This window comes from Streptomyces bluensis, from assembly GCF_014650715.1.
In the GTDB taxonomy this organism is placed as follows: domain Bacteria; phylum Actinomycetota; class Actinomycetes; order Streptomycetales; family Streptomycetaceae; genus Streptomyces; species Streptomyces bluensis.
Window position 1 is genome coordinate 159,926 of record NZ_BMVM01000004.1, and the last position, 25,250, is coordinate 185,175.

Sequence of the window (25,250 nt, forward strand, 5' to 3'; positions counted from 1 at the left end):
CCCCTACCCGTCCCATCCCCAGGGGCTCCGCCCCTTCGACCCCGGCCGAGGGGGCTGCGCCCCCCGGACCCCCAGCCCCCAGCCCCCGGGGCTTCGGGGCTTCGGGGCTTCGGGGCTTCGGGGCTCCGCCCCGGACCGAACTACGGGGGCCGGCTCCGACCGCGCTTCGAGCCCCTCCCCCAAGGCTCCGCCCCCTACCGCGCTCCAAGGCTCCGCCCCTGACCGCACTGCAAGGCTTCGCCCCTGACCGGACTTCGGGGGCCACCCCCGGGCCCCGGCTCCTCAAACGCCGGACGGGCTGGAATGTGTGGGCGGCGCAGCGGCGGCAGGGGGGCCGGGCCTCCCCGCCGGGGGCGGGGCTGGGGTTTTCCCGAGGTGAGGTGCCCCTCAAGCCCGTCCGGCGGTCGAGGACGAGGCCGTTCAGGCCGGACAGCGGAGGTCTGGGGGGCGCAGCCCCTACCGGCCTGGGCTCAGGTGCCCGCGCGGTCCGCCAGTGCCGCGGGGGGCTCGTCGTCCATTTCGAAGGCCATCGGGAACGGGGCGTGGCCGGCCAGGCGAAACCAGCGGACCTTGCGGTGACGGCGCAGGGCGCGAGCGGCACGAACGGCGTCGTTGTGGAAGCGGCGGGCCATGGGGACGCGCCGTACCGCCTGGGCCAGTTCCCTCGCCGCGTCCTCCCCGCCCGGCGCCTCGCGTACCGCCTCCACCTGCTGCGCCTCCGCGAACACGGCCCGCAACGCCTGGCTCAACTCGCTCTCGGCGACCTCGCGCTGCTCCTCGTCCGCCTGCCGCGCCGCATGCGCCGCCTCGTACAGCACGATCGAGGCGGCCGGATCGAGGACCCCGGACGTGGCCAGTTCCTGGGCGACCGAGGCGCGACGCAACAGCTGCGCGTCCAGCGCGGCACGGGTGGCGTCGATGCGCGCGTGCAGCCGGTCGAGGCGCCCGGCGGTCCAGCTCAGATAGAGGCCGATCACGACCAGGCCGACGAGGATCCAGATCAGGGTTGCCATCACGGGCGGCAAGGCTACCCGTCCCTGTTCACGTCGCCGGTCACGCCTCTTTCACGTCCCAGGCGCACCGGAAACCCCCGTGCCCCGTCGAGGAGTCAGGCGTGTTCTTCGACCGTGCCGCGACCCGGTAGCGGTTGCAGTACGAGGCGTGGCACAGGTACGAGCCGCCGCGGATGACCCGTTCCTCGCCGGTCGCCGCGAAGCGGTCGGCACACCACTCCCACACGTTGCCCGACGTGTTGTACAGACCGAAGCCGTTGGGCTCATACGCGTCCACGGGGACCGTTCCGGTCGCGCCGTCCGGCCTCGTACTCACCCGGGGGAAGTCTCCCTGCCAGGTGTTCAGCCGGTCCTGCGCGAAGTCGTCGCCCCAGGGGTAGCGGCGCCCCTCCAGTCCCCCGCGCGCCGCGTACTCCCACTCCGCCTCGGTGGGCAGCCGGGCTCCCGCCCAAGCGCAGTACGCCAGCGCGTCGTTGTACGAGATGTGCACGGCAGGGTGGTCCTCCCGGCCGGCGATGTCCGACCCGGGTCCCTCGGGCGCCCCCCAGTAGGCCCTTTCGACACCGAGCCACCACGGCGCGCCGGCGACCGCGCCGAGGACCGCGGCCCGCGCGCGTGGGTGCAGCGTCAGGTGGAACACGAACGAACTGCCGTACTGCTCCGCCTCGGTGCGGTACCCGGTGGCGCGGACGAAGTCGGCGAACCGGGCGTTGGTGACGGCCGTCGTGTCGATCCGGAAGGGGGCCACCCGCACGGTCCGGACAGGGCGCTCGGCGTCCTCGGGGTAGCCCTCGTCGAAGGCGTCACCCATGCGGAATTCGCCTCCGGGCAGGGACACGGCGGTCGCAGCGTGTGCTGTGCGTGCCTCGGCCCGGGGCCCCGGAACGGTGAGTTGGGACACCGGACTCGCGTCCCCGCGCGTGGGGGCGCAGCACGAGCCCTTGCGGTCGTCGGTGCCGGCCATGTCCTTCAGTCCCGTATCAGCCCGAGCCGCGCGCGCAGACCTGAGCGTTCGTCGGCGGCGACGGCGGCCGCCCCGTCGGTCACCGTCTCGTACACGGACAGGATGTCCGCGCCGACGGTCGACCAGTCGAAGCGCCGGACGTGCGCGCTGCCCCGGGTGCGCAGTTCCTCGCGCCGCTTCGGGTCGCCGAGCAGCCGCACGGCCGCGGCGGCCAGCGCGTCGGCGTCCTCGTTGGCGAACAGTTCCCCCGCCGCTCCCTGGTCCAGGACCTGGGCGAAGGCGTCGAGGTCGGACGCGAGGACGGGTGCGCCCGCCGACATGGCCTCGACCAGGATGATGCCGAAGCTCTCGCCGCCGGTGTTCGGCGCGACGTACAGGTCGACACTGCGCAGGAAGCGCGCCTTGTCCTCGTCGCTGATCATGCCGAGGAACTCCACCCGGGAGCGCATCTCCTTGGGCAGGCTCGCCACGGCCTCCTCCTCGTCCCCGCGCCCGGCGACCAGGAGCCGTGTCCCCGGGCGTTCGGCGAGGATCTTCGGCAGGGCCCCCATGAGCACGGGCAGTCCCTTGCGGGGCTCGTCGATGCGGCCCATGAAGCCGATCGTCTCCCCCTGCCACTCGGCCCTGGGCCTGGCGCCGGCGAAGAAGTCGACATCCACTCCGTTCGGGATGACCACGGCGTCGCCGCCGAGGTGCTCCACCAGCGTGCGCCGGGCGTACTCGCTCACCGCGATCCGTGCGCTGATCTTCTCCAGGGCGGCCTGGAGGATCGAGTACGCGGCGACCATCGCCCGGGAGCGCGGGTTCGACGTGTGGAAGGTGGCCACGATCGGGCCCTGCGCGGCCCAGCACGTCAGCAGGCCCAGCGACGGCGACGCGGGCTCGTGGATGTGGATCACGTCGAACGTGCCGTCGTGCAGCCAGCGCCGTACGCGGGCCGCCGACAGGAAGCCGAAGTTGAGACGGGCCACCGAGCCGTTGTACGGCACGGGGACCGCGCGGCCCGCCGAGACGACGTACGGCGGCAGCGGTGTGTCGTCGTCCGCGGGGGCGAGCACCGACACCTCGTGGCCGAGGCGGATGAGGTGCTCGGCCAGGTCGCGGATGTGGAACTGGACACCGCCGGGCACGTCCCAGGAGTACGGGCAGACGATGCCGATCCTCACGGGGTCTCCTTCCCCGAAGCCCGCGCGGGGTCCCGGTTCTCGGGGGCGCCGGCGGGATCCAGGTCGGCGAGCCACAGGCGCTGCAGCATGTGCCAGTCCTCCGGGTGGTCGGCGATTCCCATGGCGAAGGCATCGGCCAGCGCCTGTGTCATGACAGACGTCTTCTCCTGGCGCGTACCTGACTCGGGTACCGCGATCGGGGGGTGCACTCTGCCTTTCATCACGGGGGTCTCGTCGAACCAGAGCGCCGCGGGGAGCAGGAGCGCGCCGGTCTGCTGGGCCAGGAGGGCCGGTCCGGCGGGCATCCGGGTCTTCTCGCCGAAGAAGTCGACCTCGACGCCGGACGCGGACAGATCGCGGTCGGCGACCAGGCAGACCAGGCCGCCGTCGCGCAGCCGCCGGGCCAGCGTGCCGAAGGCGGAGCCGCCGTTGTGGGGCAGGACCTCCATGCCGAGGCCCTCGCGGTAGGCGACGAAGCGGTCGTACAGCGTCTCGGGCTTCAGGCGCTCGGCGACGGTCGTGAAGGGAATCTCCAGCTTGGTGGTGACCCAGGCTCCCGCGAGGTCCCAGTTGCCCAGGTGCGGCAGCGCGAGGACGACGCCCTTGCCTGCGGCGAGACCCTCGGTGATGCGGTGCACGTCCTGCACTTCGACGCCGCGCCTGATCCGTTCCTCGCTCCACGCGGGGAGGCGGAACGACTCCATCCAGTAGCGCAGGTACGAGCGCATGCCCGCCCGGGAGAGCTCGGCGAGCCGCTCCGGGGACGCGCCCGGCACCACGCGCGCGTAGTTGCTCTCCAGCCGCTGTACGCCCTTGCCACGCTGCTTCCAGGTGACGTCGGCGATGGTGCGGCCGAGGCGTACCGCGACGGACTCGGGGAGTTTCCTGACCGTGGTCCAGGCGAGACCGTACAGGGCGTCCGTCAGCCGCTCCCGCACGTTGCTCACGACGTCGCCCCACTCCCCCGCGAGGCGTTCTCGTTCTTCCGGGCCGTGTCCTCGGCGGCCTCCGCCTCGGCGGATTCACGACGTACCGTGACGACCCGCTGGATCAGTGTGACGAGGCTGCCGACGGCGACGATCCACAGGGCGACGGGCAGCAGGTACTGGATGCCGGGCACGCCGAACGTGTGCAGGCCCGCGAGACCGGCCGCGACCAGGGAGACCACCAGCCGCTCGGCGCGCTCCACCAGCCCGTTCACGGCGACCGGCAGACCGATCGATTCCCCGCGTGCCTTGGTGTACGACACCACCTGGCCGCTCGCCAGGCAGAAGATCGAGACCGCGCACAGCATGTTGTCGTCGCCCTGACCTGCGTACCAGAGCGCGAAGCCGCCGAAGATGGCGCCGTCGGCGACGCGGTCGAGCGTGGAGTCCAGGAAGGCGCCCCAGCGGCTGGTGCGGCCCAGCTGGCGGGCCATGTTGCCGTCGACCAGGTCGGAGAACACGAACAGCGTGATGACGACCGTGCCCCAGAAGAACTCGCCCCGGGGGTAGAAGACCAACGCGCCCGCGACCACTCCGGCGGTGCCGAGGAGGGTGACCGTGTCGGGGCTGACCCCGCGGCGGATGAGAAACGCGGCGAACGGTGTGAGGACACGCGTGAAGAAAGCACGCGCGTACTTGTTCAGCATGGCCTTCCCGAGGGTCGGTGCGCCGTGCGGCCCCTGCTGGCCACCGGCGGGCCCATCGTAGTCACGCGCGTGCGTGCACGGCGGACGGGCGCCCGCGGCCCCGTGTCACGTCCTGGCAGCGGCCTGGTCACGCGAGGATAGCGCCCGTTCACCGATCCGCGAGCGGCGCGATCACGTCCGCCGTATGGACGCACCGTGACGGGAGTGGAAAGCTCGAAGAACCGCGGGCGTCATCGGAGCCGCCACCGCACGCGGATCCGCACGTCCGCGCCCACAGTGACCTCACCGTGCACGGGAGGCAGGATCATGGGCGACAAGGCGAACGCACACCCCGGAGCCGCCGGCAGGGCTACGGGGGCCGACCACCCGGCGTCCGTACGGAATGTGGTGCTGGTCGGCCACAGTGGATCGGGCAAGACGACGCTGGTGGAGGCTCTCGCGCTGACAGCGGGAGCGGTGAACCGGGCGGGCCGCGTGGAGGACGGCGGCACCGTCTCCGACTACGACGAGATCGAGCACCGGCAGCAGCGCTCGGTGCAGCTCTCCCTGGTGCCCGTCGAATGGGACGGGATCAAGATCAACCTTCTGGACACTCCCGGATACGCCGACTTCGTCGGGGAGCTCAGGGCCGGTCTGCGAGCGGCGGACGCGGCCCTCTTCGTCGTCTCGGCCGCCGACGGGGTGGACGGCTCGACGCGGATGGTGTGGGAGGAGTGCGCGGCGGTCGGCATGCCGCGCGCCATCGTGATCACGCACCTTGAAGCGGCGCGGGCCGACTTCGACGAGATGACCCGGACCTGCGCTGAGGCCTTCGGCGCGGACGACCCCGACGCCGTGCTGCCGCTCTACCTGCCGCTGCACGGCCCGCAGGGACCGGACGGGCACGCGCCGGTGACGGGCCTGATCGGGCTGCTCTCGCAGCAGTTGTTCGACTACTCCTCCGGTGAGCGCAAGGGATCCGAGCCGGGGTCCGGCGAGCTGCCGCTCATCGAGGAGGCCCGCAACCGGCTGATCGAGGGGATCATCGCCGAGAGCGAGGACGAGACCCTCATGGACCGCTATCTCGGCGGCGAGACGGTCGACTTCAAGACGCTCGTGGAGGATCTGGAGCGGGCCGTCGCGCGCGGGGTGTTCTTCCCCGTGCTGGCCGCCGCCCCCGCGGCCGACGGCTCCCGGCAGGGCCTCGGCACGGTGGAGCTCCTGGAACTCATCACCCGCGGCTTCCCGACCCCGCTGGAGCACGAGGCGCCGACGGTCACCACACCGGACGGCAAGCCCCGCGAGGTCAGGACCTGCGACCCGGACGGGCCGCTGGTCGCCGAGGTCGTGAAGACGGCCAGCGACCCCTACGTGGGCCGGCTGTCGCTGGTGCGGGTCTTCTCGGGCACCCTGCGTCCCGACGAGACGGTGCACGTCTCCGGGCACGGGCTCACCGACCGCGGCCACGAGGACCACGATGTGGACGAGCGGATCGGCGCCCTGTCCCGGCCGTTCGGCAAACAGCAGCAGTCCCTGACGCACTGCATAGCGGGCGACCTGGCGTGCGTGGCGAAACTGAACCGCGCGGAGACCGGCGACACGCTCTCCGCGAAGGACGACCCGCTGCTCATGGAGCCGTGGGAGATGCCGGACCCCCTGTTGCCGCTGGCCATCCAGGCGCACAGCAAGTCGGACGAGGACAAGCTCTCCCAGGGCCTCGCCCGCCTGGTCGCCGAGGACCCCACCATGCGCCTGGAGCAGAACCAGGACACCCACCAGGTGGTGCTCTGGTGCCTGGGCGAGGCGCACGCCGACGTGGCGCTGGAACGGCTGCGCAGCCGGTACGGCGTCCAGGTCGACGTGGTCCCGCACAAGGTCTCCCTACGGGAGACGTTCGCGGACAAGTCGGGGGGCCGGGGCCGTCATGTGAAGCAGTCCGGCGGGCACGGGCAGTACGCGATCTGCGAGATCGAGGTGGAGCCGCTGCCGGGTGGCTCGGGCATCGAGTTCGTGGACAAGGTCGTCGGCGGTGCCGTGCCGCGGCAGTTCATCCCCTCGGTCGAGAAGGGCGTGCGGGCCCAGGCCGCCAGGGGCGTCGCCGCCGGTTACCCGCTCATCGACGTACGGGTCACCCTGCTCGACGGCAAGGCGCACTCCGTGGACTCCTCGGACGCGGCTTTCCAGACAGCCGGAGCGCTGGCGCTGCGCGAGGCCGCGGCCGATGCGCGGATCCATCTCCTGGAGCCGGTCGCCGAGGTGGCTGTCCTGGTCGGCGACGACTACGTGGGGTCCGTCATGAGCGATCTGTCCGGGCGCCGCGGCCGCGTCGTCGGCACCGAGCAGGCCGGTGGCGGGCGGACGCTCGTACGGGCCGAGGTGCCGGAGATCGAGATCGGACGGTACGCCGTCGATCTGCGCTCGATCTCCCACGGCACCGCGCGCTTCAACCGCACCTACGCCCGGCACGAGCCGATGCCGCCCCAGATCGCCGAGAAGGTCCGTGAACAGGCGAAGGAGGGCTGACAGTTCGGCAATTTCGACGAGTTCGGCGACGGGCCGCCGGGGCCCCGGACCGGGGCCGCCCGGCGGTCGGGGTGGTTCGGGCGGATGGCGGGCGGTTCGCTCAACCGCCTTGTGGTGGGCAGCTTTCGCAGTCCGGTGACGGATGTCGGTGGGTGCGGATACGCTGATCACCTGATCGAGTTGTGGCCCGATCATGCCGTGATCCTGGCGATGACCTGATCAACAGGTGTGCGGAGCACAGAAGTCGGGAAGGCCGCAGAAGCGGAACTGTGGCGATGGGGGCGGCGGTGGCGGACGACGGATTTGATTTCTCTCCCGGTGCGCAGGTGCCGCTCACGGGCACCGCGGGGCAGACGGCGGCGACGTTCGCGCTGGCGTCCGCCGCCTACCGGGACAACGAGGTCGCGGAGATCCTCAAGGCGAACAACGAGTGGCACAAGTCCACGGTCAGTGAAGGCCGCAAGTGGGCGACGATCTTCCGGCCCAACCTCGGTGAGGCCTTCTCGCTGGCGGTGCGGGACCGCACGCTCGGCGCCGGCCGCAAGGCGCTCATCCAGTCCTTCGGCATGGAGCCGCAGGTCGTCGTCGAGCACAGCCTCGCGGCCATCCGCATCCGCCGCGAGCGGGACAACTGGCTCACGGCGGTGATGGTGCTGTGCGGCCTGTTGTTCCTGCCGGGGCTCCTGCTCTGGCTGCTGGTCTTCCAGATCAGGACGACGGTCGCCAAGCGCGACGACAAGCGGGCAGGCACCCTTGCCACCGTGCTGCTCGTGGCCGTGGGGATCCTCGCCGTGATCGTCCTGCTCCGGTTGCCGTTCACCGGCTTCTGGGCGTGGTACGCGCGCGCGTGCCTCGTACTGCCCGTCGTCGGCTGGTTCTGGGCCAAGCAGATCTGTGAGCGCACGGCGAAGGACCTGCGCGAGCGCTGGGAGGGCCTGCTGTCGGGCGGCGGCATCGGCGCCAAGATCCCCGAGGCGGTGCCCGGCAGTCCGGGCGAAAGCAAGGCCGAGCAGCTGCGCAAGGAGCTCGCCCGGCTCAGCGCGGAGCAGCGCTCCAACCTTGTCTTCTACGCCGGTCCCAAGGGCATCCTCGGCATGGGGACCCGCTGGGGCAGCTGGCAGCTCGCCGAGGATCTGGTACCGGCCGACCCCGGCAAGGAGATCCATCCGTTCCGCAGCTGGGACGTCATCCGGTCCATCCACGACCAGTTGCGCATGCTGGAGCGCGGGCCGCTGAACACCGGCGGCTTCCCGGCCCCGTCGATCAAGCACTGGATCGTCAGTCCGATCGCGGAGGGCGCGGGTGAGGTGTCGCGGCCCGACGGCGAGGACATCGACGCGTACCAGTTCAAGACCCACGCGATACAGGAGATCTGCAACAAGCAGCAGTTCGGCCAAGGGAACCGGCACTACCTGGGCGTGCAGTGGACGCTCTGGGACGGCCAGTTGATCATCACGATGATGATCAACGTGACCGTGCTGCACCACACGCTGCGCATCGAGGTGACCGGGCATGCGCTCGGGCCGGTGCACGGGCTGTTCAACAACAAGCCGGCCGCGAAGGAGAAGTCGGTCCAGAAGTCGATCAGGTTCTGGGAGACCCGGAAGGTGAAGCTCCCGCTGGTCGACACGGACGAGGTCGTGCGGCTCGCCGCGCGGGCACCGCTGACCTGGTATCCGCCTCTGCTGAACTGGCTCGGCGGGTCCATGTCGCTGCCCGAGCCGTTCGGGATGCGGCACGCGTGGGCCGACCAGCCGTGGCGGCACCGGTTCATGGCGGACGACGCGTTGCGCGCCGCGACTCCCGTGCTGCGCGTGGTGCACTCGGCGGCGATCAAGGTCCTTGCGGAGAACGGCGTGAACACCGAGAAGTTCGGTGACCGGTCCTCGTTCCTCAGCACGGCCGTCCAGGACCCGACACCGCGCAAGGCGGACGTGTACGACGCGTAGTGCCTGGCGGCGGCCGGCCGGGACGGGGGCGAGCCCGGCCTCAGCCTGCCGGCCAGGCCTGCGCCAGCATGTCGCGGGTGTCGGCCAGGAGCTGTGGCAGCACCTTGGTGTGGCCGACCACCGGCATGAAGTTGGTGTCGCCGCCCCAGCGGGGCACGACGTGCTGGTGGAGATGCGCGGCGATGCCGGCACCGGCGACCCCGCCCTGGTTCATGCCGATGTTGAAGCCATGGGCGCCGGAGGCGGTGCGCAGGGCGGTCATGGCCTGTTTGGTCAGCTCGGCGAGTTCGGCGGTCTCCGCCGCGGTGAGGTCCGTGTAGTCGGCGACGTGGCGGTAGGGCACGACCATCAGGTGGCCGCCGTTGTACGGGTACAGGTTGAGCACCGCGTACACATGCTCCCCGCGCCTGATGATCAGGCCGTCCTCGTCGGACTTGGCCGGGATCGAGCAGAACGGGCAGCCGTCGTCGGCCCCCGGACCGGTGGGCTTGTTCTCGCCCTGGATGTATGCCATCCGGTGGGGCGTCCACAGGCGCTGGAACGCGTCCTGCGTCCCCACTCCGATCTGCTGCTCCGGCTCACTCGTCATGCTGTGCAGCATATGGCTTCACGCGCACGGAGCGGGTCGCCGGGGCGGGGAGGACCGCGAGACGCGGACCACGAGGGAAGGCCCCCGGAGCGACTGGGCTCCGGGGGCCTTCCGTACGGGTGCGCTCTCGGGTCAGACCTGGACGCGGTCCTCCACGACCTGCGCGATCTTGGCGATCGCCTCGTCCACCGGGATGCCGTTCTCCTGCGAGCCGTCGCGGTAGCGGAAGGAGACGGCGCCGTGGGTCATGTCCTCGTCGCCGGCGATGACCATGAAGGGCACCTTCGCCTTCTGGGCGTTGCGGATCTTCTTCTGCATGCGGTCGGAGGAGGAGTCGACCTCGACGCGCAGGCCCTTGCGCTTCGCTGCGGCGGCGAACTTCTCCAGGTACTCCACGTGCGCGTCGCCGATCGGGATGCCGACGGCCTGGACGGGTGCCAGCCAGGCCGGGAAGGCGCCCGCGTAGTGCTCAAGGAGCACCGCGAAGAACCGCTCGATCGAGCCGAACAGCGCTCGGTGGATCATGACCGGGCGCTGCTTGGAGCCGTCCGGGGCGGTGTACTCCAGGTCGAAGCGCTCCGGCAGGTTGAAGTCGAGCTGGACCGTCGACATCTGCCAGGTGCGGCCGATGGCGTCCTTGCACTGCACGGAGATCTTCGGCCCGTAGAAGGCGGCGCCGCCCGGGTCCGGGACCAGCGGGAGGCCCTGCTTCTCGGCGACCTTCCGCAGGGTTTCGGTGGCCTCTTCCCACGCCTCGTCCGAGCCGACGAACTTCTCCGGGTCCTTGGTGGACAGCTCCAGGTAGAAGTCCGTGAGGCCGTAGTCGCGCAGCAGGTTCAGGACGAACGTGAGCGTCTTTTCGAGCTCGTCCGCCATCTGCTCCTTGGTGCAGTAGATGTGCGCGTCGTCCTGGGTGAAGCCGCGGGCACGGGTGAGACCGTGCACGACGCCCGACTTCTCGTACCGGTACACTGTCCCGAACTCGAAGAGGCGCAGCGGCAGTTCACGGTACGAGCGGCCGCGCGCGTCGAAGATCAGGTTGTGCATCGGGCAGTTCATGGGCTTGAGGTAGTAATCCACGCCCTCGTCGAGCTGCATGGGCGGGTACATGCCGTCGGCGTACCAGTCCAGGTGGCCCGAGACCTCGAAGAGCTTCCCCTTCGTGGCGTGCGGGGTGTAGACGAACTCGTAGCCCTCCTCCTCGTGCCGACGGCGCGAGTAGTCCTCCATGACCCGGCGGATGATGCCGCCCTTGGGGTGGAAGACGGCGAGGCCGGAGCCGATCTCGTCGGGGATGGAGAACAGGTCCAGCTCGTTGCCCAGCTTGCGGTGGTCGCGCTTCTCGGCCTCGGCGAGGAAGTCGAGGTGCGCCTTCAGCTCGTCCTTGGAGGGCCAGGCGGTGCCGTAGATGCGCTGGAGCATGGGGTTCTTCTCGCTGCCGCGCCAGTACGCGGCGGCGTTGCGCATCAGCTTGAACGCGGGGATGGTGCGGGTGGTGGGCAGGTGGGGGCCCCGGCAGAGGTCCTTCCAGCACAGCTCGCCGGTCTTGGCGTCCAGGTTGTCGTAGATGGTCAGCTCACCGGCGCCCACCTCGACGTCCGCGCCGTCGTCGGAGGATGCCGAGCCCTTGAGACCGATCAGCTCCAGCTTGTACGGCTCGTCCGCCAGCTCCTCACGGGCGGACTCATCGGTGACGACGCGACGCGAGAAGCGCTGGCCGCGCTTTTGGATCTCCTGCATCTTCTTCTCGATGGCCTTGAGATCCTCTGGGGTGAACGGCTTCTCGACGTCGAAGTCGTAGTAGAAGCCGTCCTTGACGGGCGGCCCGATGCCCAGCTTGGCCTCGGGGAACAGCTCCTGCACGGCCTGCGCCATCACATGCGCCGTCGAGTGCCGCAGGATGTTCAGGCCGTCCTCGGAGGAGATCTCCACTCCTTCGACGGTCTCGCCGTCCTTCACCTCGTACGCGAGGTCCTTGAGTTCGGCGCCCACGCGGGCCGCGACGATGCTGCGCTCGCCGGCGAAGAGGTCGGCGGCCGTAGTGCCCGTCGTCACCACGCGCTCTTCCCGCTCGGAATCGCGTTGGATGATCACACGGACGTCTGACACCGGTCTCTCCTGCCTGATGGGTGAGTGCGTACGCGTCCGCGTACGCAGACAGGAATCGTACCGAGCCCGGGGTGCCCTCTGCGAAACGGTTATCACAGACCCGTCTCACTCCCCGCCGCACGCCTCCTCGAAGAAGGCCATCGTCTCGGCGGTCTCCTGCAGCGACTTCATGAGCCGGTCCCGCTCCGCCTCGTCGACCTGCACGGGGACGACCCCGGAGGCGTCGGTGAGGCGGCGGAACCCGCCCCGGCGCTCCAGCCTGCCGTGTACGCGTACGGGCAGTCCGACGAGATGGGCGTGGCCCGCGATCCGGTACGACTCCTCGTCCAGTGTCATGCGAACGTGCGACACCTCGGCCCCGGCGAGGACGCGCAGGCGCACGGTGCCCTGGCCGCGCGGTCCCGAGCGGCGCATCCGTACGACGGCTCCGGTGAGGCGTACGGACACCGAGGGTTCCTCGCGCAGGTAGCGGGACGCGGCCTCGCGCAGCGCGGGCAGGTCACCCGGGGAGAACTCGACAGGCTCCGGGTGGGTGGCACAGCCCTCGGGAACGCCCGCGGCGGGTGCCCATTCGACGGCGATGCGTGCGCCCTCGGTGCCCCGGACGAGGGCGGCCAGGGACTCGGTGAGTTCGTGGCTGACGCCTGCCTCGACGGCGCTGTCGAAGGCGTCCATGCCGCCGGTGGCGCGCCGGTAGTCGACGGCCTCGCGGGCCGCGTACAGCGCCTGGTGGAGGCGTACGGCGAGGGGGCGGCCGGTGGTGACGGGGACGAAGGCGGTGATGCGGCGCCCGTCGGGAGCGGTGCCGACGAGGACGTTCTCCAGGGACATGGCCGCCGGTCGGCGGTGCCGGGCACCGTAGTAGCCCGCACGCGCGCGTGTGGCGAGCGCGCCCGCGAGCAGCATCTGGCGGGCGGCGTTGCGCAGCTGGTCCTCGACCGTCCAGGGCGCGGGGCCGAGGGGGCCGGTCGGGACGTCCCGCCACCAGCGGATCTCGTCGCTGGGGACGGAGAGGGCGAGGAGGATGTCGCGGGCGGACGGGGATCCGCTGCGGGAGAGCGCGTCGAGTGCCTCGCCGAGCAGGTCGTCGCTGTCGGGGAAGGCGCGGTTCTCGGGCACGAGCAGGCTCGTACCGGCGCCGCCGGGTCCGGGTGGGGTCCAGCGGCCGTAGCGTCCGGCGGCTCCGCCGCGTCGCTGCCAGCCGTGCCGGTGGAGGAGGGTGCCGAGGACCGCCGGGTCGACCCGGCCGGGCTCGGGCGGCAGGGGCGGGACGGTGTCGACGGGATGGGGCCGGACCGGCCTGAGGGGTTCGTCGCCGGGGAGGGATTCGTCGATGGGGCGGTGCGTCACGGTCTGCCTCCCGTTCCGACCCGCGTCATGATCTCGCAGAGCGCACGGTCGTCGAAGATGCGCGAGGTCGGTATGCGCACGTTGGTCCTGTGCCGGCCGGTGATCGGGTGCCCGGCGAGGTTGATCCAGTAGCAGCAGTGCCGCAGGTCCAGGCGGTGGTGGCCGGCGCGCAGCCAGTCGTCCTGGGAGCGGGGCACGAGCATCACCACGAGGATCTTGTGCACCGAGACCGGGGTGCGGGCGAGCTTCGCCAGGTGTTCGTTGTCGAGCGTGAAGGAGAAGGCCGGGCCCGCCGGGTTCGGGGGGATCTGATACGTGCACTTGAGCTGCACCTTGATGGTGACTTCGTCGTCGACCGTGTGCCCGGGGGCGCTGTGGCTGACGTGCCAGTCGATGCCGTTGTCCGGAAAGGGCTGGGAGAGGGAACAGCCCGCGGCCGCAGCCACGGCGTGCAGATAGCCCACCTGGAGTGTCTCCATGCACGCGGTGGTGGCGAGTGTGCCTCGATGCGGGGCGGTCCGCTGCGGCAGCAGCCCGCCTTGTTCGGGCTGTGCGATCGCCATGCCCGACAGCCTTCCAGTGCAATGTGAGTTCCTGACACAGGCCCCTGAACTGCAAAGACCCGTACTTCTGTTGTCTCCTTCCGGCGTATGGCGCAAACAGCCCGGGTATCACCGGATCGGGCAGGGGACGGTGCGTCAACTGCCGAGGGTGAACGAGGAGTTGTGTGCGTATGGCGTACTGGTACGAGGGACCCCTGGCCGCGTTCGACACGGAGACCACGGGCGTGGACGTCGAGACCGACCGGATCGTGTCGGCGGCCGTCGTCGTCCAGGACGCGCCCGGCGCCCGGCCGAGGGTGACACGATGGCTGGTGAACCCGGGTGTGCCGGTGCCCGCCGCGGCGACGGCGGTGCACGGACTGACGGAGGATCACCTGCAGCGCAACGGCCGCTGGCCGTCACCGGTGATGGAGGAGATAGCCAAGGAGCTGGCGGAGCAGGCCGTGCGGGGCCGGCCGCTCGTCGTGATGAACGCTCCCTTCGATCTGACGCTCCTGGACCGGGAGTTGCGCCGCCACCGCGCGTCGTGCCTCTCCCACTGGTTCGAGTCGTCGCCCCTGCACGTGCTGGACCCGCGCGTGCTCGACAAACACCTGGACCGCTACCGCAAGGGCCGCCGGACCCTGACCGACCTGTGCGGGCACTACGGCGTCGCCCTGGAGGGCGCGCACGACGCGGCCGCGGACGCGCTGGCCGCGATGGATGTCGTACGGGCGGTGGGGCGCCGTTTCGCGGCCCGGCTCGAACGCCTCTCCCCCGCCGAGCTGCACACTCTGCAGGCGGTGTGGCACGCGGCACAGGCACGCGGCCTTCAGGCGTGGTTCGCGCGCAGCGGTACGGAGGAGGAGGTGGACCCGGCGTGGCCGCTACGGCCGGATCTGCCGGCGGCGGCGTGAGCTTCTCAGCGCAGGACGACCACGAGCCGAGGGGGTGCGGGTGGCGAAGCCCGCCGCGTGCGGCGAAGCCGCACAGAACACGACGATGGCGACTCGGCCTGCGCTGTACGCAGGCACGAGCCGCCATCGAAACGGTGGGCGATACTGGGTTCGAACCAGTGACCTCTTCGGTGTGAACGAAGCGCTCTCCCACTGAGCTAATCGCCCGGGAACGGACTGAACAATACAGGCCCCCGAGCGTTTGGTTCAAACCGCTCGGTGCCCCTCCTCCAGGTAGGCGAGGAGCCCCCGCCTCCCCGCGCGCATCATCAGCGCGTGGTTGGCACGGAAGACGGGGCGACCTGGCACGGCCAGCCGCCTCATCAGGGGCTTGGTCACATGGACCTCCTGGTCATAGCGGGCGAGGGTGCCGGTACCGGCGAGGGTGAGGGTCCACCGCGCCCAGCCGTCGAGGTCCCCGGTCATCTCCATCTCCAGCACGCCGGCCACCGGATCGCGCCGCACCTCCCGGCCGGTGAACCTCAGGTCGTACGGCAGCGCGGACCGGATGCGCAGCAGAGCGGTCCTGTCGCCGAGGCGGGTCACCTCGCGCACCTGCGGCCACCACCGGGGGTAGTCCTCGGCCCGCTCCAGCACCTCGTACACGGTGGCGGGCGGCATGGGCAGGGCCCACAGGGTGCGGAAGCGGTAGTGACTCCAGTCCATGGTCGGAGTGTGCCCACGGGGAGGGGCACCGTGCGGTATCTGAGTACCTTCTGAGTACGCGCACTCATGCCGTGCGCTGTGACGTGACCCACACTCCTCGGCATGACGAACTCTCCGCCTCCGGCCGAGGAGCTGCGGATCCTCGATGCCGAGCTGCGCCAACTCGACGCTCGCCGCGCCGTGTTGCTGGCCCGCCGGGCCTGGCTGGTGAACACGCTGTACGCGGCGCCGCCCGCGCCACTCGCACCGCCCGCTCGGAGGACCGAGGCGACGGCGCCCAGCGTCCAGAACGTGCTGCTGGTCCTCGGCGGCCTCCTCCTGACGGTCGCAGCGATCGCGTTCACGCTGGTCAGCTGGGGTCACATGGGGATCGCCGGGCGCGCGCTGGTGCTCGGCGCGGTCACGCTGGCGGCCCTGGGCGTGCCGCTGCCGTTGCTCCGGCACGGGCTGCGTTCGACCGCGGAGGCGGTGGCCGGCCTCGGGCTGGCGCTGACGGTGCTGGACGCGTACGCGCTGCACGAGGTCACGTTCACGTCAGTGCAGGGCACCGGCTACGCCGCGGCGGCGTCGGCGGTGCTGGCCGGGGTGTGGGCGGCGTACGGCGTGGGGATCGGCGTGCTGGTGTCCACGGAACCGGCGGGGCGGGCCGAGGGCGAGGAGCCCCACCGGTCGCCCACCGGTCCCGTCCTGCTCCGGCTGCCGCTCCCTCTCGCGCTGCTCGCCGCCCAACTCCCCTTGCTTCTCTGGGCGGTCGCGAGGGACGCCGGTCCGGTCACGATCACGGCGGCCGTGCTGGCCACCGCGGCGGCCGACACGGCTGTCGCGCTCCTGGTGTCCCTGAAGCCGGTGCGGATCGCCGCCGCGGCCGCCTCGGCCGGCATGGGAGCCTGGGGTGTTCTGGCGGCCGGATGGCTCTCCTGGAACGCGTCCGACCCGAGTTCCGCCGCCCCTGCGGCGGGGCTCCTCGCCTTCGCCGCGGTGATCGCGCTGACCGCCGCCTGGCACGCCCCGGAGCCGAAGCTCGCCCTCGGTACCGCCCTGACCGGGGGCCTGCTCCTGGTCGCCGCGGTGGGCGGGGTGCTGAGGGTGTCGCTGCCCGGCGCATGGACGGTTCCGGGCTGTCTGCTGTGCGGGGTGGCGCTGCTCGCCGTCGTACGGATGCGCCTTCCCGACCCCGTACGGCGCGGACTGGCCGCGGCGTCCGGATGCGTGCAGGCGCTCGCGGTGGCCTGGGCACTGCCTCTCGTCGCGCTCGTGCTCGTGGGGCCGCTCGGCTGGGTGGAGCGGATCTGGTCCGCGGCGCCCGAGGATGCCCGGGCGGCGGTCACGACGGACCTCCCGTGGCCCGCGCATTCGGCCACCGGACCGCTGGTGCTCGCCGTCGTGGCCGGAGTGCTGGTTGTCGCCGGCCGGGACACCGCGTGGCGAGGGCAGGCATTGATGGCCGCCCTCACGCTGGGGGTGGCGGCGGCGTTCGTGGTCCCTGCGGTACTGGAACTCCCGTACGCCGTGGGGATGGTGGTGCAGGGTTTCGTGGTCGTGGCCGTGTTGGCGTTCGCGGGGGCGGCGCCGCGGCTGGAGGCACCAGAGAAGCCGGACGAGGGCGCCGCGCCCGTGCGGCCCCCGCTGGCCGCCACCGCAGTGGTCCTCGCCCTGGTCACCTCCCTCAGCCTCGCCTGCGTCGCCCTTGCCTCTCGTACGGCGACACTCGTCGTGCTCGCGGTGTTGGTGGTCGTGTTCGCGGCGGCGGCTGCCTGGCGGCGGGAGTCGGGGGTGTGGTTGTGGTGCGCGCCCGCCTCACTTGCGTATGCCACGGCCCTCACCTGCGCGATCGGCGCGGCCGCGGACTGGCAGCCGCAGCACACCGCGCTGCTCGTCCTCGCCGTCCCGGTCGTCGCGGCGGTCGTCGCGGCCCGCCTGGAGGGCTCCTCCATGACCGTGCCCGTCGAGGTGACCGGTGCCGGCGCGGGCCTCCTGGCCATCGGGCTCGCGTCCACCGACCCGCCGGTACTGGCCCTGGTGCTCGGACTCGGCGGAGTCGTCGCCTCGGGCACCGCGCTCCGCCCGGACCGGCGGCACGTCGGCTACGTGGCCGCCGCCCTGTTCCTCCTGGCCGCCTGGGTCCGTCTGGCGTCCTGGGGCGTGGGCACCCCGGAGGCATACACGCTGCCCGTGACCGTCCCCGCTCTGTTGCTCGGGGTCGTGCGCCGGCGGCGCGACCCGCGCGTCTCGTCCTGGACGGCGTACGGCCCCGGGCTGACCGTCACCCTCGTGCCGAGCCTGCTCGCGGCGTGGGGCGACTCGGACTGGCCGCGCCCCCTGCTGCTGGGCGCGGCGGCGCTCGCCGTCACCCTCCTCGGCGCACGGCACCACCTCCAGGCACCGCTCGTCCTCGGCGGCACGGTGCTCACCCTGGTCGCACTGCACGAACTCGCCCCGTACATCGCCCAGGTCGTCGGCGCGCTGCCCCGTTGGGTACCTCCCGCACTCGCCGGTCTGGCGCTGCTCGCACTGGGTGCCACGTACGAGCAGCGGCTGCGCGACGCACGACGCGTGCGGGAGGTGCTGGGGCGCTTCCGCTAGGGCTTGTTTCGAAAGTCCCGTCGTCCGCCCGGAGGGCGGGCCGAGCGGCGTCTGGTGCGTGCTCTCGCCGTGCCGGGCGGAAGCCCTCGTACTGGATGTACTTGGGCTTTCGCCCGGTGCGGCGAGTGGGGGTACCTCCCACGCCCTTAAGGCAGTGGGGGAGCGTGCCAGACGCCGGGCGGCAGGCGGGACTTTCGAAACAAGCCCTAGGGGCGCCGCGCCCCCAGCGGAGCTCGGTTACGGCATCTTGTCGCCGACCAATGCCAGGTTCTGGATCGCCGCCAGCCCGTACAGTGCCGTGGCGTTGGTCGACACCCACGCCGCCTCACTGCCGGGCACCAACGCCGTCGGGCCCTCGATCTTCTTCGTGGACCAGTCCGTGGACTCCTTGTAGTCCCAGGTGTCGGCGCTGTTGTAGAACTGCCGCCACGCACGGGCCGCCAGCTTCTCGTCGCCGGCCTGGACGGCGGCGTACGCGTCCTGACGTGAGTGGCCCTGGAAGAGCAGCAGGGAGCCGAAGTCGGAACCGTAGCGGGCCTTCTGCTCGGCCTTCGTGGCGTTGAAGTAGCGGCAGTAGTCGATCCACGCCTCCTTGAACTTCGGCATGTCGATCTGGTCGATGAGCTCGGCGCACATCTCGACCAGGCCGAACATGGAGGAGAGGTGGGAGACGCTGACCTTGGCCTCCTTGTCGATGGCGAACTTCCCGGTGTCCAGGTCGTACAGCGCGCTGCCCTGGACGAAGCCGTTGGGCTGGGCGGCGATGGTCTCCATGGTGGACAGGACGCGTGCCTTTGCCTTCTCCCACTTGGGGCCGCGGCGTTCCCACTCGGTGAGCCAGGCGGAGACCAGGCCGCTCCAGTCGGTGCCGAAGCCGATGGAGAGGGCGTTGCGGTCCGGGGTGTAGGGCTCGGTGCGGATCTTGCGGATGGGGTCGAGGACGAGGAACGTCTCGTCGGAGTCGACGTTGGCGTGCATGAGGTCGCCGACGCGTTCGTCGGCGGTGAGGAAGTAGTAGTAGCGGCGGTAGGTGGTGTTGGCGATGCGCTGCTGCTTGGCGCTGTCCGCGTAGTGCTGGACTCCGTGGCGGGTGCCGAGCCCGGCCCATTTGCCGAGGTGGTAGACGTCGACCTCGCCGGTGTGCCGGGTCATGGCCTCGGCGAAGCGGAAGATGTCGGCGCGGCCGGAGCGCATGTACGCGAACCAGAGCCACAGGTCGGGCGAGAGCTCGGAGTTGTCCCAGGCGTAGCCGCCGACGTCGTAGCACCACTGGTGGCGGCTGGGGTCGTAGCTGTGCATGATGTCGCCGTAGTCCCAGAAGCCGTACCAACGGCGCTGCTCCACCTGGTCCTTGTAGTAGGTGAAGAGGAAGTCGAGATGGTTCTCGATCTTCGCCTTGGCGGCGGTGGAGCGGTCCGGCTCGGAGAAGAGCCTGCCGAAGACGCCTGCCTTGATGAGCTGCTTGGGCGGGGCGGCGAGCTGCGGGGGCGTGCGCACGGCCGCCACCTGCTGGGCCAGCGCCTCGGCGCTGGGCGTGGACTCGTGGGCCCAGAAGAGTAGTTCGCTGGTGCGGGCGATGCCGTAGGGAGTGCCGAACTCGGGTTCGTAGTCCTCATAGGTGATGTTGAGGCCTTCGAGCTGCTCGGGGTACGTGTCCTGGCCCATGCCGTCGTGGTAGAAGCGCAGGTCCATGGGCTGCGCCTCGGGTGACCAGAGCCAGAGGGTGACCTCGGCCGTGTCGGTGTGGGCGCCCCGGATGTCGAGCTGGGCGGGGAACTTCTCCCAGAAGTCCCTGAGGCCGAAGGCGAACCCGCCGCTCGCGCCGCCCACGTATCCGAAGCCGCTCGCCCGCCGGCCGCCGCCCGCGCCGATCCAGCCGTGGCCCTTCTTGGTGCGCTTGCGGACCGTGAAGCCGTCGGCAGAGAGCTGGGAGAGGGTGAAGTCGCCCCACTCGGGGATGTACTGGAGCCGGGTGGTGACCCGCTGGTCCCAGGTGGACGGGTCGGGCAGTTTCCTGCCCTCGAACTGGGCCGTGCGGACGGCCTCTCCGGGGTCGCGGCGCAGGCCGGTGATGCCCTTGACGGCCTCGCGCAGCAGACCGGTGCCCTCACCGCCGATGCGGATGTGACGGTCGTAGGCGGCGTCGCGCATCGGCACCTTGAACCGCACGCCGATGCCGCGGATGAAGTCGCCGCCGGCCTTGCCGGGCTCCTGGTTGCCGTCGTACGTGATGGTGTGCACCATGCGGAACGACTCGGCGCCCGCGTAGAAGTAGAGCCGGACCGAGAAGGGCAGCCAACTGCGGTCGCCCTTGCGGTGCTTGCCGTCGATACGGACGACCGCACGGACCGGACCGTCCTGCTCGACCACGGCCTCACCGATGACGCTCTCGAACCGCTCGTACTTCTCCGTGCCCTGGTCGCCGTCCTCGATCTCGGGCTGTCGCAGCAGTACAAGACGGCCGGTGCCGGCGATCTCCGTCGCACCGCGCAGGACCGACTTCACGAGCGTGGAGCCGCTCGTGCCGATCTTCGCGGTGATGACGCCGGTCGACACGTCGATGGTGCCGCCGCTCCGGTCGACGGTGACCTTCTTCTCGGGGGCTGCGGGGGTGCCCGCGGTGAGGGTGAGTTTCCCGGAACCGGCGCCCGTGCCGACCGCGTGGGCGGTCCACTTCAGGGAGCCGTCGGGCCAGTAACCGATGGGCCAGGACTGGACGGGGATCTCCTTGCCGTCCGCGTTCGTCAGGGAGAACGCCTGTTCCTTCTCGTAGGCGCCCTTGGGCCATGGCACACCCACGGTCGACCCGGGCGCGGCGCCCAGTCCGCCGTCCTCCAGCCAGTCCAGGGTCACGGGGTCCGCGTCCGCCGCCTCTGCATCGGCTCTGGTGGCGGCCTGTGCGTTCGTGCCGAGTGCCCAGCTGAACTGGGCGGCGGCTCCGGCGACCGCGGCCGCCTTGAGAAGGGACCTGCGGGGGATGGGAGACATCAGAGTTCAGCCTTTCCTTTCCGTGCGGGAAACTTTCCGACGAGCGGTCAGGGGCATTCGGGTGGTCGTCATGGTCAGGCGAATGATCAGGCCATGACATACGCAGGACAGGACAGACGGAACAGCGGGGGCTGTAGTCCGGACGCCACCCCCGGTACGGGGGGCGCCGGGCGACGCCCCGCTGAGCACCGGGTTCAGCGGCGCCGGTACCGCTCCTCCACGGCGACGGCCGCCGCCGCGACGGCCCCGAGTACCGGTACCGCCAGCGGCGCGACGAACCAGGCGGATCCGGCGACCACTGCCAGTCCGCCAACGAGCAGGAACGATCCGGCCGGGTCGAGCACGGTCCGCCGCCCGGCGTCCGCGAGCAGCGTCCACCAGGAGGCGGTAGGCTGCCACACCGCCGCCGCACGCAGTCCGGCGACGGTGAGGCCGATCAGCGCGAACACACCGACGGCACCCACGAGCGGCCCTCCGGGGAGCCCGGCCCGTACGGCCTGCACATCCACCCAGACCGCTGCCGCGGCGGCCCAGCCCAGGAGTCCGGCGGCCCACCCACCGCGCACGGCCGACAGGAAGTCCGCCATGAACTCCCGCCAGCCGCCGCCCTCATGGGCGATGCGCCGCCGCAGATGCCGCGCCCCGGCGGCGAACGCGGCGGGGTAGGTGACGAGCGGCAGCGAGACCGCCGCGATCCACACGCCGGTGAGAAGACATTCGGCGAACAGCGCGAACCGCTCGCCGAGCAGGGATTCACTCCGTGCCGTGGATTCCTTGCCCTTGGCCTCGGTGGAGGCCTTCGCGGATGCCTGCGCCATGGTCAGCTCACCTCAGCCCTTCAGACCGGACGTGGCCATACCGTCGATCAGATAACGCTGGAAGGCGAGGAAGAAGGCGAGTACCGGCAGGAGGGCGACGAGGGACATGGCGATCATGCCGCCGTAGTCGGCCACGCCCTCCTGGTCCACGAACATCTTCAGACCGAGGGAGACCGTGTACTTGTCGGGCTCGTTGAGGTAGATCAACGGTCCCATGAAGTCGTTCCACGCGTTGATGAAGGTGAAGATCGCGCTGGTGATCAGGGCCGGACGGCACAGCGGGAGCACGATCGACCAGTAGATGCGCAGATGCCCGCAGCCGTCGAGGCGGGCCGCCTCGTCGAGTTCCTTGGGCAGGTTGCGGATGAACTGCATCATCAGGAAGACGAAGAACGCCTCTGTGGCCAGGTACTTCGGCAGCAGGAGCGGGGTGTACGTGTTGATCATTTCCATGTTGCGGAACAACACGTACTGCGGGATCAGCAGCACGTGGTACGGCAACAGCAGCGTGCCGATCATCAGCGTGAACAGCAGGTTGCGGCCCGCGAACCTGATCCTCGCGAAGGCGTACGCCGTCAGCGAGCACGACACCAGGATGCCGATCACGGAACCGACCGCGAGCGTCAGCGAATTGAGGAAGAACGTGGAGATCGAGATGTCCGCGATGCCCTCGGTGAGCCGCGAGTAGTTCGAGGTGACCGGGGCGCCCGGGAAGAGGTCCAGGCTGCCGACGATGTCCTCGCTCCGCTTGAACGAGCCACCGATGACCCAGATCACCGGATAGAGGATCACCGCGAGGATCGCGAGGGAGCCGATGTGCCAGACGACGGAACCGGGCAGCCTGCGCCGGAGGCCGCCCGCCCTCGTGGACGCGGCCGGCGTGATGTCGGTGGCCTGCGCACTCATCGGGCGCCCTCCTCGTAGTGCACCCAGCGCTTCTGGGACCAGAACAGCACCGCCGTCACCAGGGCGACCGCGACGAGCAGCATCCAGGCCATGGCGGAGGCCAGGCCCATCCGGCTGTTCTCGAAGCCCTGGACGTAGAGGTAGCAGGTGTAGACCATCGAACCGTCCGCGGGACCACAGGCATTGCCTCCGGCTCCGCCGCCGACGATGTACGCCGAGCTGAAGATCTGGAAGGAGTGAATGGTCTCCAGCAGGACGTTGAAGAACAGAACCGGGGAAATCATCGGCAGCGTGATGTTCCAGAACCGCCGCAGCTTGCCCGCCCCGTCGACCTCGGCCGCCTCGTACAGCTCGCGCGGGACCTGCTTGAGGCCGGCCAGGAAGATGACCATGGGGGCGCCGAACTGCCAGACGGTGAGCGCCACCAGGCTGTAGATGATCATGTCCGGGTCGCCGGTCCAGCCGCCGACGTTCAGCCCGAAGAGCTTCTGCGTACGGTCGACGATCGCGTCGTCCGAGAAGATCGCCTTCCAGACGATCGCGATGGACACGCTCGCCCCGATCAGCGACGGCGCGTAGAAGGCGGCCCGGTAGAAGGCCTGCCCGCGCCGCGGCTGGGCCAGGAGCAGCGCCACCCCGAGGGCCGCGAGCAGCTTCAGCGGCGTACCGACGACGACGTACCACAACGTCACCCGCACCGAGTGCTGCCAGCGGGGGTCGCCGAACATCTCGGAGAAGTTGTCGAGACCGATCCACCGGGGCGCGTCGAAGAGGTTGTAGTCGGTGAAGGCGAAGTAGAGCGAGGCGACCATCGGGCCCGCGGTCAGCAGCAGGAAGCCCGCGATCCACGGGGACATGAAGAGGTAGCCGGCCAGGTTCTCCCGGCGGCCCCGCCGCTTGAGGGCGGCGGGGCGCGAGGACTTGACCGGACCGTGCCGCGGCTGGGGGCCGTTGCCCTTGGACAGGCCCTCCCTCGCGGGGGCGTGTGTCACGGTGGTTCCCATCAGCTGCCGAGAGCCGTCTTCGACTCGGTGAAGAACTGCTTGACGGCGTCGTCCACCGAGCGCTTGCCCAGGGCGAGTTCCTCGGCTATCCGCAGGAACGCGGCCTCACAGATGTCCGCGCCGTTCGGGTGCGGGGTGATGGGTTCCAGGACACCCGCCGCGACGAGGGACTCCTCGTAGGCGGCTATCGCCTTGTTGACCTCGTCGGTCGGCTTGAACGCGTCGTACTGGGCCTGGGTCGCGGGCACTCCGCGGTCGTAGCCCATGATCTTGGCGACCTCGGGATCATGGACCATGAAGTCGATGAACTGGGCGACTTCCTTGGGGTGCTGGGTTCGCTTGGAGGCGCTGAGCATGAGGGAGCCGAGGTACTGGCCGGTCTTCTTGCCGTCCGTCGTCGGGATGGGGGCCAGGCCGTACTCGCTCTTGCCCTCGGCGGTGTAGCGCACGGTGAAGTTGTCCCAGGTGAACTCACCGGCGGCGATCTCCGCGGCGACCGCCGACTTGGGCTTGATCTGGGCGACCTTCTTGGCGTCGGTGTAGACGCCCTCCTCGACGCCCTTCTTCGCCTTCGTCCACCAGTCCGTCAGATCCGCCTCGCTGAACCCGAGCCCGTCCTCGGTGAAGAACGCCTTGCCGTTCTGACGCAGGTAGAGGTCGTAGAGATACATGACCCCGTACATGCCGCTGTCACCGGCGCGTCCCGTCTTGTCACGGATGTTCTTCATCGCCGCGTCGAAGTCGTCCCAGGTCCAGCCTTGTTCCGGCTTGACCCCGGCCTTCGTGTAGACGGGCTTGTCGATCACCAACGCCATCGAGTTGGAGCCGACCGGAACCCCGAGGAGCTTGCCGTCGATCTCACCGAACTTGTCCAGCCCGGCCCGGAAGCCGTCCATCGACAGATTGCCTGCCTTGACCTGCTCGCTGAGGTCGAGCAGCACATTCTTGGCGTCGTATTTGCGCAGGAACCCGATGGCATTCTGGAAGACATCCGGCGGATTTCCGCCGGAGGCCTGGGTGTTGAACTTCTTCCAGAAGTCCGTGTAGGGCTGGAAGTCCGTTTTCACCTTGATCTTCGGGTACTTCTTCTCGAAGAGCTTGATGGTCTTGTTGATTCTCTCGGCGCGGTCCTCGGCTCCCCACCAGGCGTAACGGATCGTCACCGTCCCGTCCCCCGAACCGCTGTCGCCGCCGCAGGCCGTGGCCGTCGCCCCGAGCCCCGCGACGGCCAGTGAGGCGCCGGCCGCCTTGAGGATGGTTCGTCTCTCAACTTTCTGGTGGTGCTGCATGGCTGAGCCTCCCCGCGGCGTTGCGTCCGCCTCATGAATCGTTTCAAGTAAGCGCTTGCTGGCACAAGCTACGGAGGCCCTCCCGGCGCGTCAATGATTCGGACAGGAATTGATGGAAAGCGGGGGTGCTCGCTCGGGCGTCTCGGTCGGGGTGCGGTGGGGGCGGGGTGTGCAGGTCGGGGTGGGTGGTAGTAGCGGGTGGGGCGAGCGGTTCGGAGGGGAA

At 70.4% G+C, this 25,250-nt stretch carries 18 protein-coding genes, 1 tRNA gene and 1 pseudogene; 4 read left to right on the forward strand and 16 right to left on the reverse strand.

From position 1 onward, the window contains the following. Nucleotides 1-470 precede the first annotated feature (470 nt). The 5 genes and pseudogenes from IE262_RS13425 to pgsA all read right to left on the reverse strand — a co-directional run bounded on the left by IE262_RS13425 (nt 471) and on the right by pgsA (nt 4,832). Nucleotides 471-1,016: a LemA family protein gene (locus tag IE262_RS13425; RefSeq protein WP_189873747.1), complete on the reverse strand. Its 546-nt coding sequence runs from the start codon at nt 1,014-1,016 to the stop codon at nt 471-473. Nucleotides 1,017-1,053: 37 nt separating this feature from the next. Beyond that, nucleotides 1,054-1,977 (reverse strand): formylglycine-generating enzyme family protein, encoded by a 924-nt coding sequence (locus IE262_RS13430; protein ID WP_189873749.1) that lies wholly within the window; start codon nt 1,975-1,977, stop codon nt 1,054-1,056. A gap of 5 nt (nt 1,978-1,982) precedes the next feature. Then, nucleotides 1,983-3,143 (reverse strand): glycosyltransferase family 4 protein, encoded by a 1,161-nt coding sequence (locus IE262_RS13435; protein WP_134039095.1) that lies wholly within the window; start codon nt 3,141-3,143, stop codon nt 1,983-1,985. Next, complete coding sequence (locus IE262_RS13440) at nt 3,140-4,090, reverse strand: phosphatidylinositol mannoside acyltransferase (RefSeq protein ID WP_189873751.1); 951 nt, start codon at nt 4,088-4,090, stop codon at nt 3,140-3,142. Before IE262_RS13440 ends, IE262_RS13435 begins: the two co-directional genes overlap by 4 nt. Then, a pseudogene (gene pgsA / locus IE262_RS13445) lies at nt 4,087-4,832 on the reverse strand (phosphatidylinositol phosphate synthase). The gene IE262_RS13440 and the pseudogene pgsA overlap by 4 nt, the downstream one beginning before the upstream one ends. Before the next feature lie 250 nt (nt 4,833-5,082). Between pgsA and IE262_RS13450 the strand changes: the two are divergent. Together IE262_RS13450 and IE262_RS13455 are read left to right on the forward strand one after the other, a co-directional pair. Further along, nucleotides 5,083-7,278, forward strand: coding sequence for an elongation factor G-like protein EF-G2 (locus IE262_RS13450; protein WP_134039098.1), 2,196 nt, complete (start codon nt 5,083-5,085; stop codon nt 7,276-7,278). 275 nt (nt 7,279-7,553) lie between these two features. Next, a complete protein-coding gene (locus IE262_RS13455; protein WP_189873755.1) occupies nt 7,554-9,227 on the forward strand; it encodes an AbeC-like domain-containing protein in 1,674 nt (557 codons plus the stop codon). A gap of 40 nt (nt 9,228-9,267) precedes the next feature. Here IE262_RS13455 and IE262_RS13460 read toward each other — a convergent pair whose 3' ends face one another. The 4 genes from IE262_RS13460 to IE262_RS13475 all read right to left on the reverse strand — a co-directional run bounded on the left by IE262_RS13460 (nt 9,268) and on the right by IE262_RS13475 (nt 13,838). Beyond that, the gene (locus IE262_RS13460; RefSeq protein ID WP_134039100.1) at nt 9,268-9,828 is read right to left on the reverse strand and encodes an HIT family protein; all 561 of its coding nucleotides are present in this window, start codon (nt 9,826-9,828) and stop codon (nt 9,268-9,270) included. 120 nt (nt 9,829-9,948) lie between these two features. Continuing rightward, a complete protein-coding gene (thrS, locus tag IE262_RS13465) occupies nt 9,949-11,925 on the reverse strand; it encodes a threonine--tRNA ligase (RefSeq protein WP_189873757.1) in 1,977 nt (658 codons plus the stop codon). Nucleotides 11,926-12,030: 105 nt separating this feature from the next. Further along, nucleotides 12,031-13,275 carry a hypothetical protein gene (locus IE262_RS13470; protein WP_189873759.1) on the reverse strand — a complete coding sequence of 415 codons (1,245 nt, stop codon included), beginning with the start codon at nt 13,273-13,275 and terminating at the stop codon, nt 12,031-12,033. Then, nucleotides 13,272-13,838 carry a DUF4365 domain-containing protein gene (locus tag IE262_RS13475; RefSeq protein ID WP_189873761.1) on the reverse strand — a complete coding sequence of 189 codons (567 nt, stop codon included), beginning with the start codon at nt 13,836-13,838 and terminating at the stop codon, nt 13,272-13,274. The genes IE262_RS13470 and IE262_RS13475 overlap by 4 nt, the downstream gene beginning before the upstream one ends. Before the next feature lie 170 nt (nt 13,839-14,008). Between IE262_RS13475 and IE262_RS13480 the strand changes: the two genes are divergently transcribed. Then, nucleotides 14,009-14,734, forward strand: coding sequence for a 3'-5' exonuclease (locus IE262_RS13480; RefSeq protein ID WP_134039103.1), 726 nt, complete (start codon nt 14,009-14,011; stop codon nt 14,732-14,734). Between the two features lie 135 nt (nt 14,735-14,869). Here the strand turns inward: IE262_RS13480 and IE262_RS13485 are convergent. Both IE262_RS13485 and IE262_RS13490 read right to left on the reverse strand, forming a co-directional pair. Next, nucleotides 14,870-14,941: transfer RNA gene (locus IE262_RS13485), tRNA-Val, on the reverse strand. 39 nt (nt 14,942-14,980) lie between these two features. Continuing rightward, nucleotides 14,981-15,439, reverse strand: a complete 459-nt coding sequence (locus IE262_RS13490) for an SRPBCC family protein (RefSeq protein WP_189873763.1) — start codon at nt 15,437-15,439, stop codon at nt 14,981-14,983. A gap of 102 nt (nt 15,440-15,541) precedes the next feature. On the opposite strand from IE262_RS13490, the gene IE262_RS13495 reads away from it, so the two are divergent. After that, a complete protein-coding gene (locus IE262_RS13495; RefSeq protein WP_189873765.1) occupies nt 15,542-18,022 on the forward strand; it encodes an SCO7613 C-terminal domain-containing membrane protein in 2,481 nt (826 codons plus the stop codon). 237 nt (nt 18,023-18,259) lie between these two features. Here IE262_RS13495 and IE262_RS13500 read toward each other — a convergent pair whose 3' ends face one another. The 5 genes from IE262_RS13500 to IE262_RS13520 form a co-directional block, all read right to left on the reverse strand. After that, nucleotides 18,260-21,010 (reverse strand): exo-rhamnogalacturonan lyase family protein, encoded by a 2,751-nt coding sequence (locus tag IE262_RS13500; protein WP_134039106.1) that lies wholly within the window; start codon nt 21,008-21,010, stop codon nt 18,260-18,262. A gap of 194 nt (nt 21,011-21,204) precedes the next feature. Continuing rightward, entirely contained in the window at nt 21,205-21,828 is a 624-nt protein-coding gene (locus IE262_RS13505) for a hypothetical protein (protein ID WP_134039107.1), read from the reverse strand. Nucleotides 21,829-21,840: 12 nt separating this feature from the next. Continuing rightward, nucleotides 21,841-22,734, reverse strand: coding sequence for a carbohydrate ABC transporter permease (locus IE262_RS13510; RefSeq protein ID WP_134039108.1), 894 nt, complete (start codon nt 22,732-22,734; stop codon nt 21,841-21,843). Continuing rightward, a complete protein-coding gene (locus IE262_RS13515; RefSeq protein ID WP_189873767.1) occupies nt 22,731-23,738 on the reverse strand; it encodes a carbohydrate ABC transporter permease in 1,008 nt (335 codons plus the stop codon). Before IE262_RS13515 ends, IE262_RS13510 begins: the two co-directional genes overlap by 4 nt. Beyond that, nucleotides 23,738-25,027 carry an ABC transporter substrate-binding protein gene (locus tag IE262_RS13520; RefSeq protein WP_189873769.1) on the reverse strand — a complete coding sequence of 430 codons (1,290 nt, stop codon included), beginning with the start codon at nt 25,025-25,027 and terminating at the stop codon, nt 23,738-23,740. Before IE262_RS13520 ends, IE262_RS13515 begins: the two co-directional genes overlap by 1 nt. Nucleotides 25,028-25,250 lie beyond the last annotated feature (223 nt).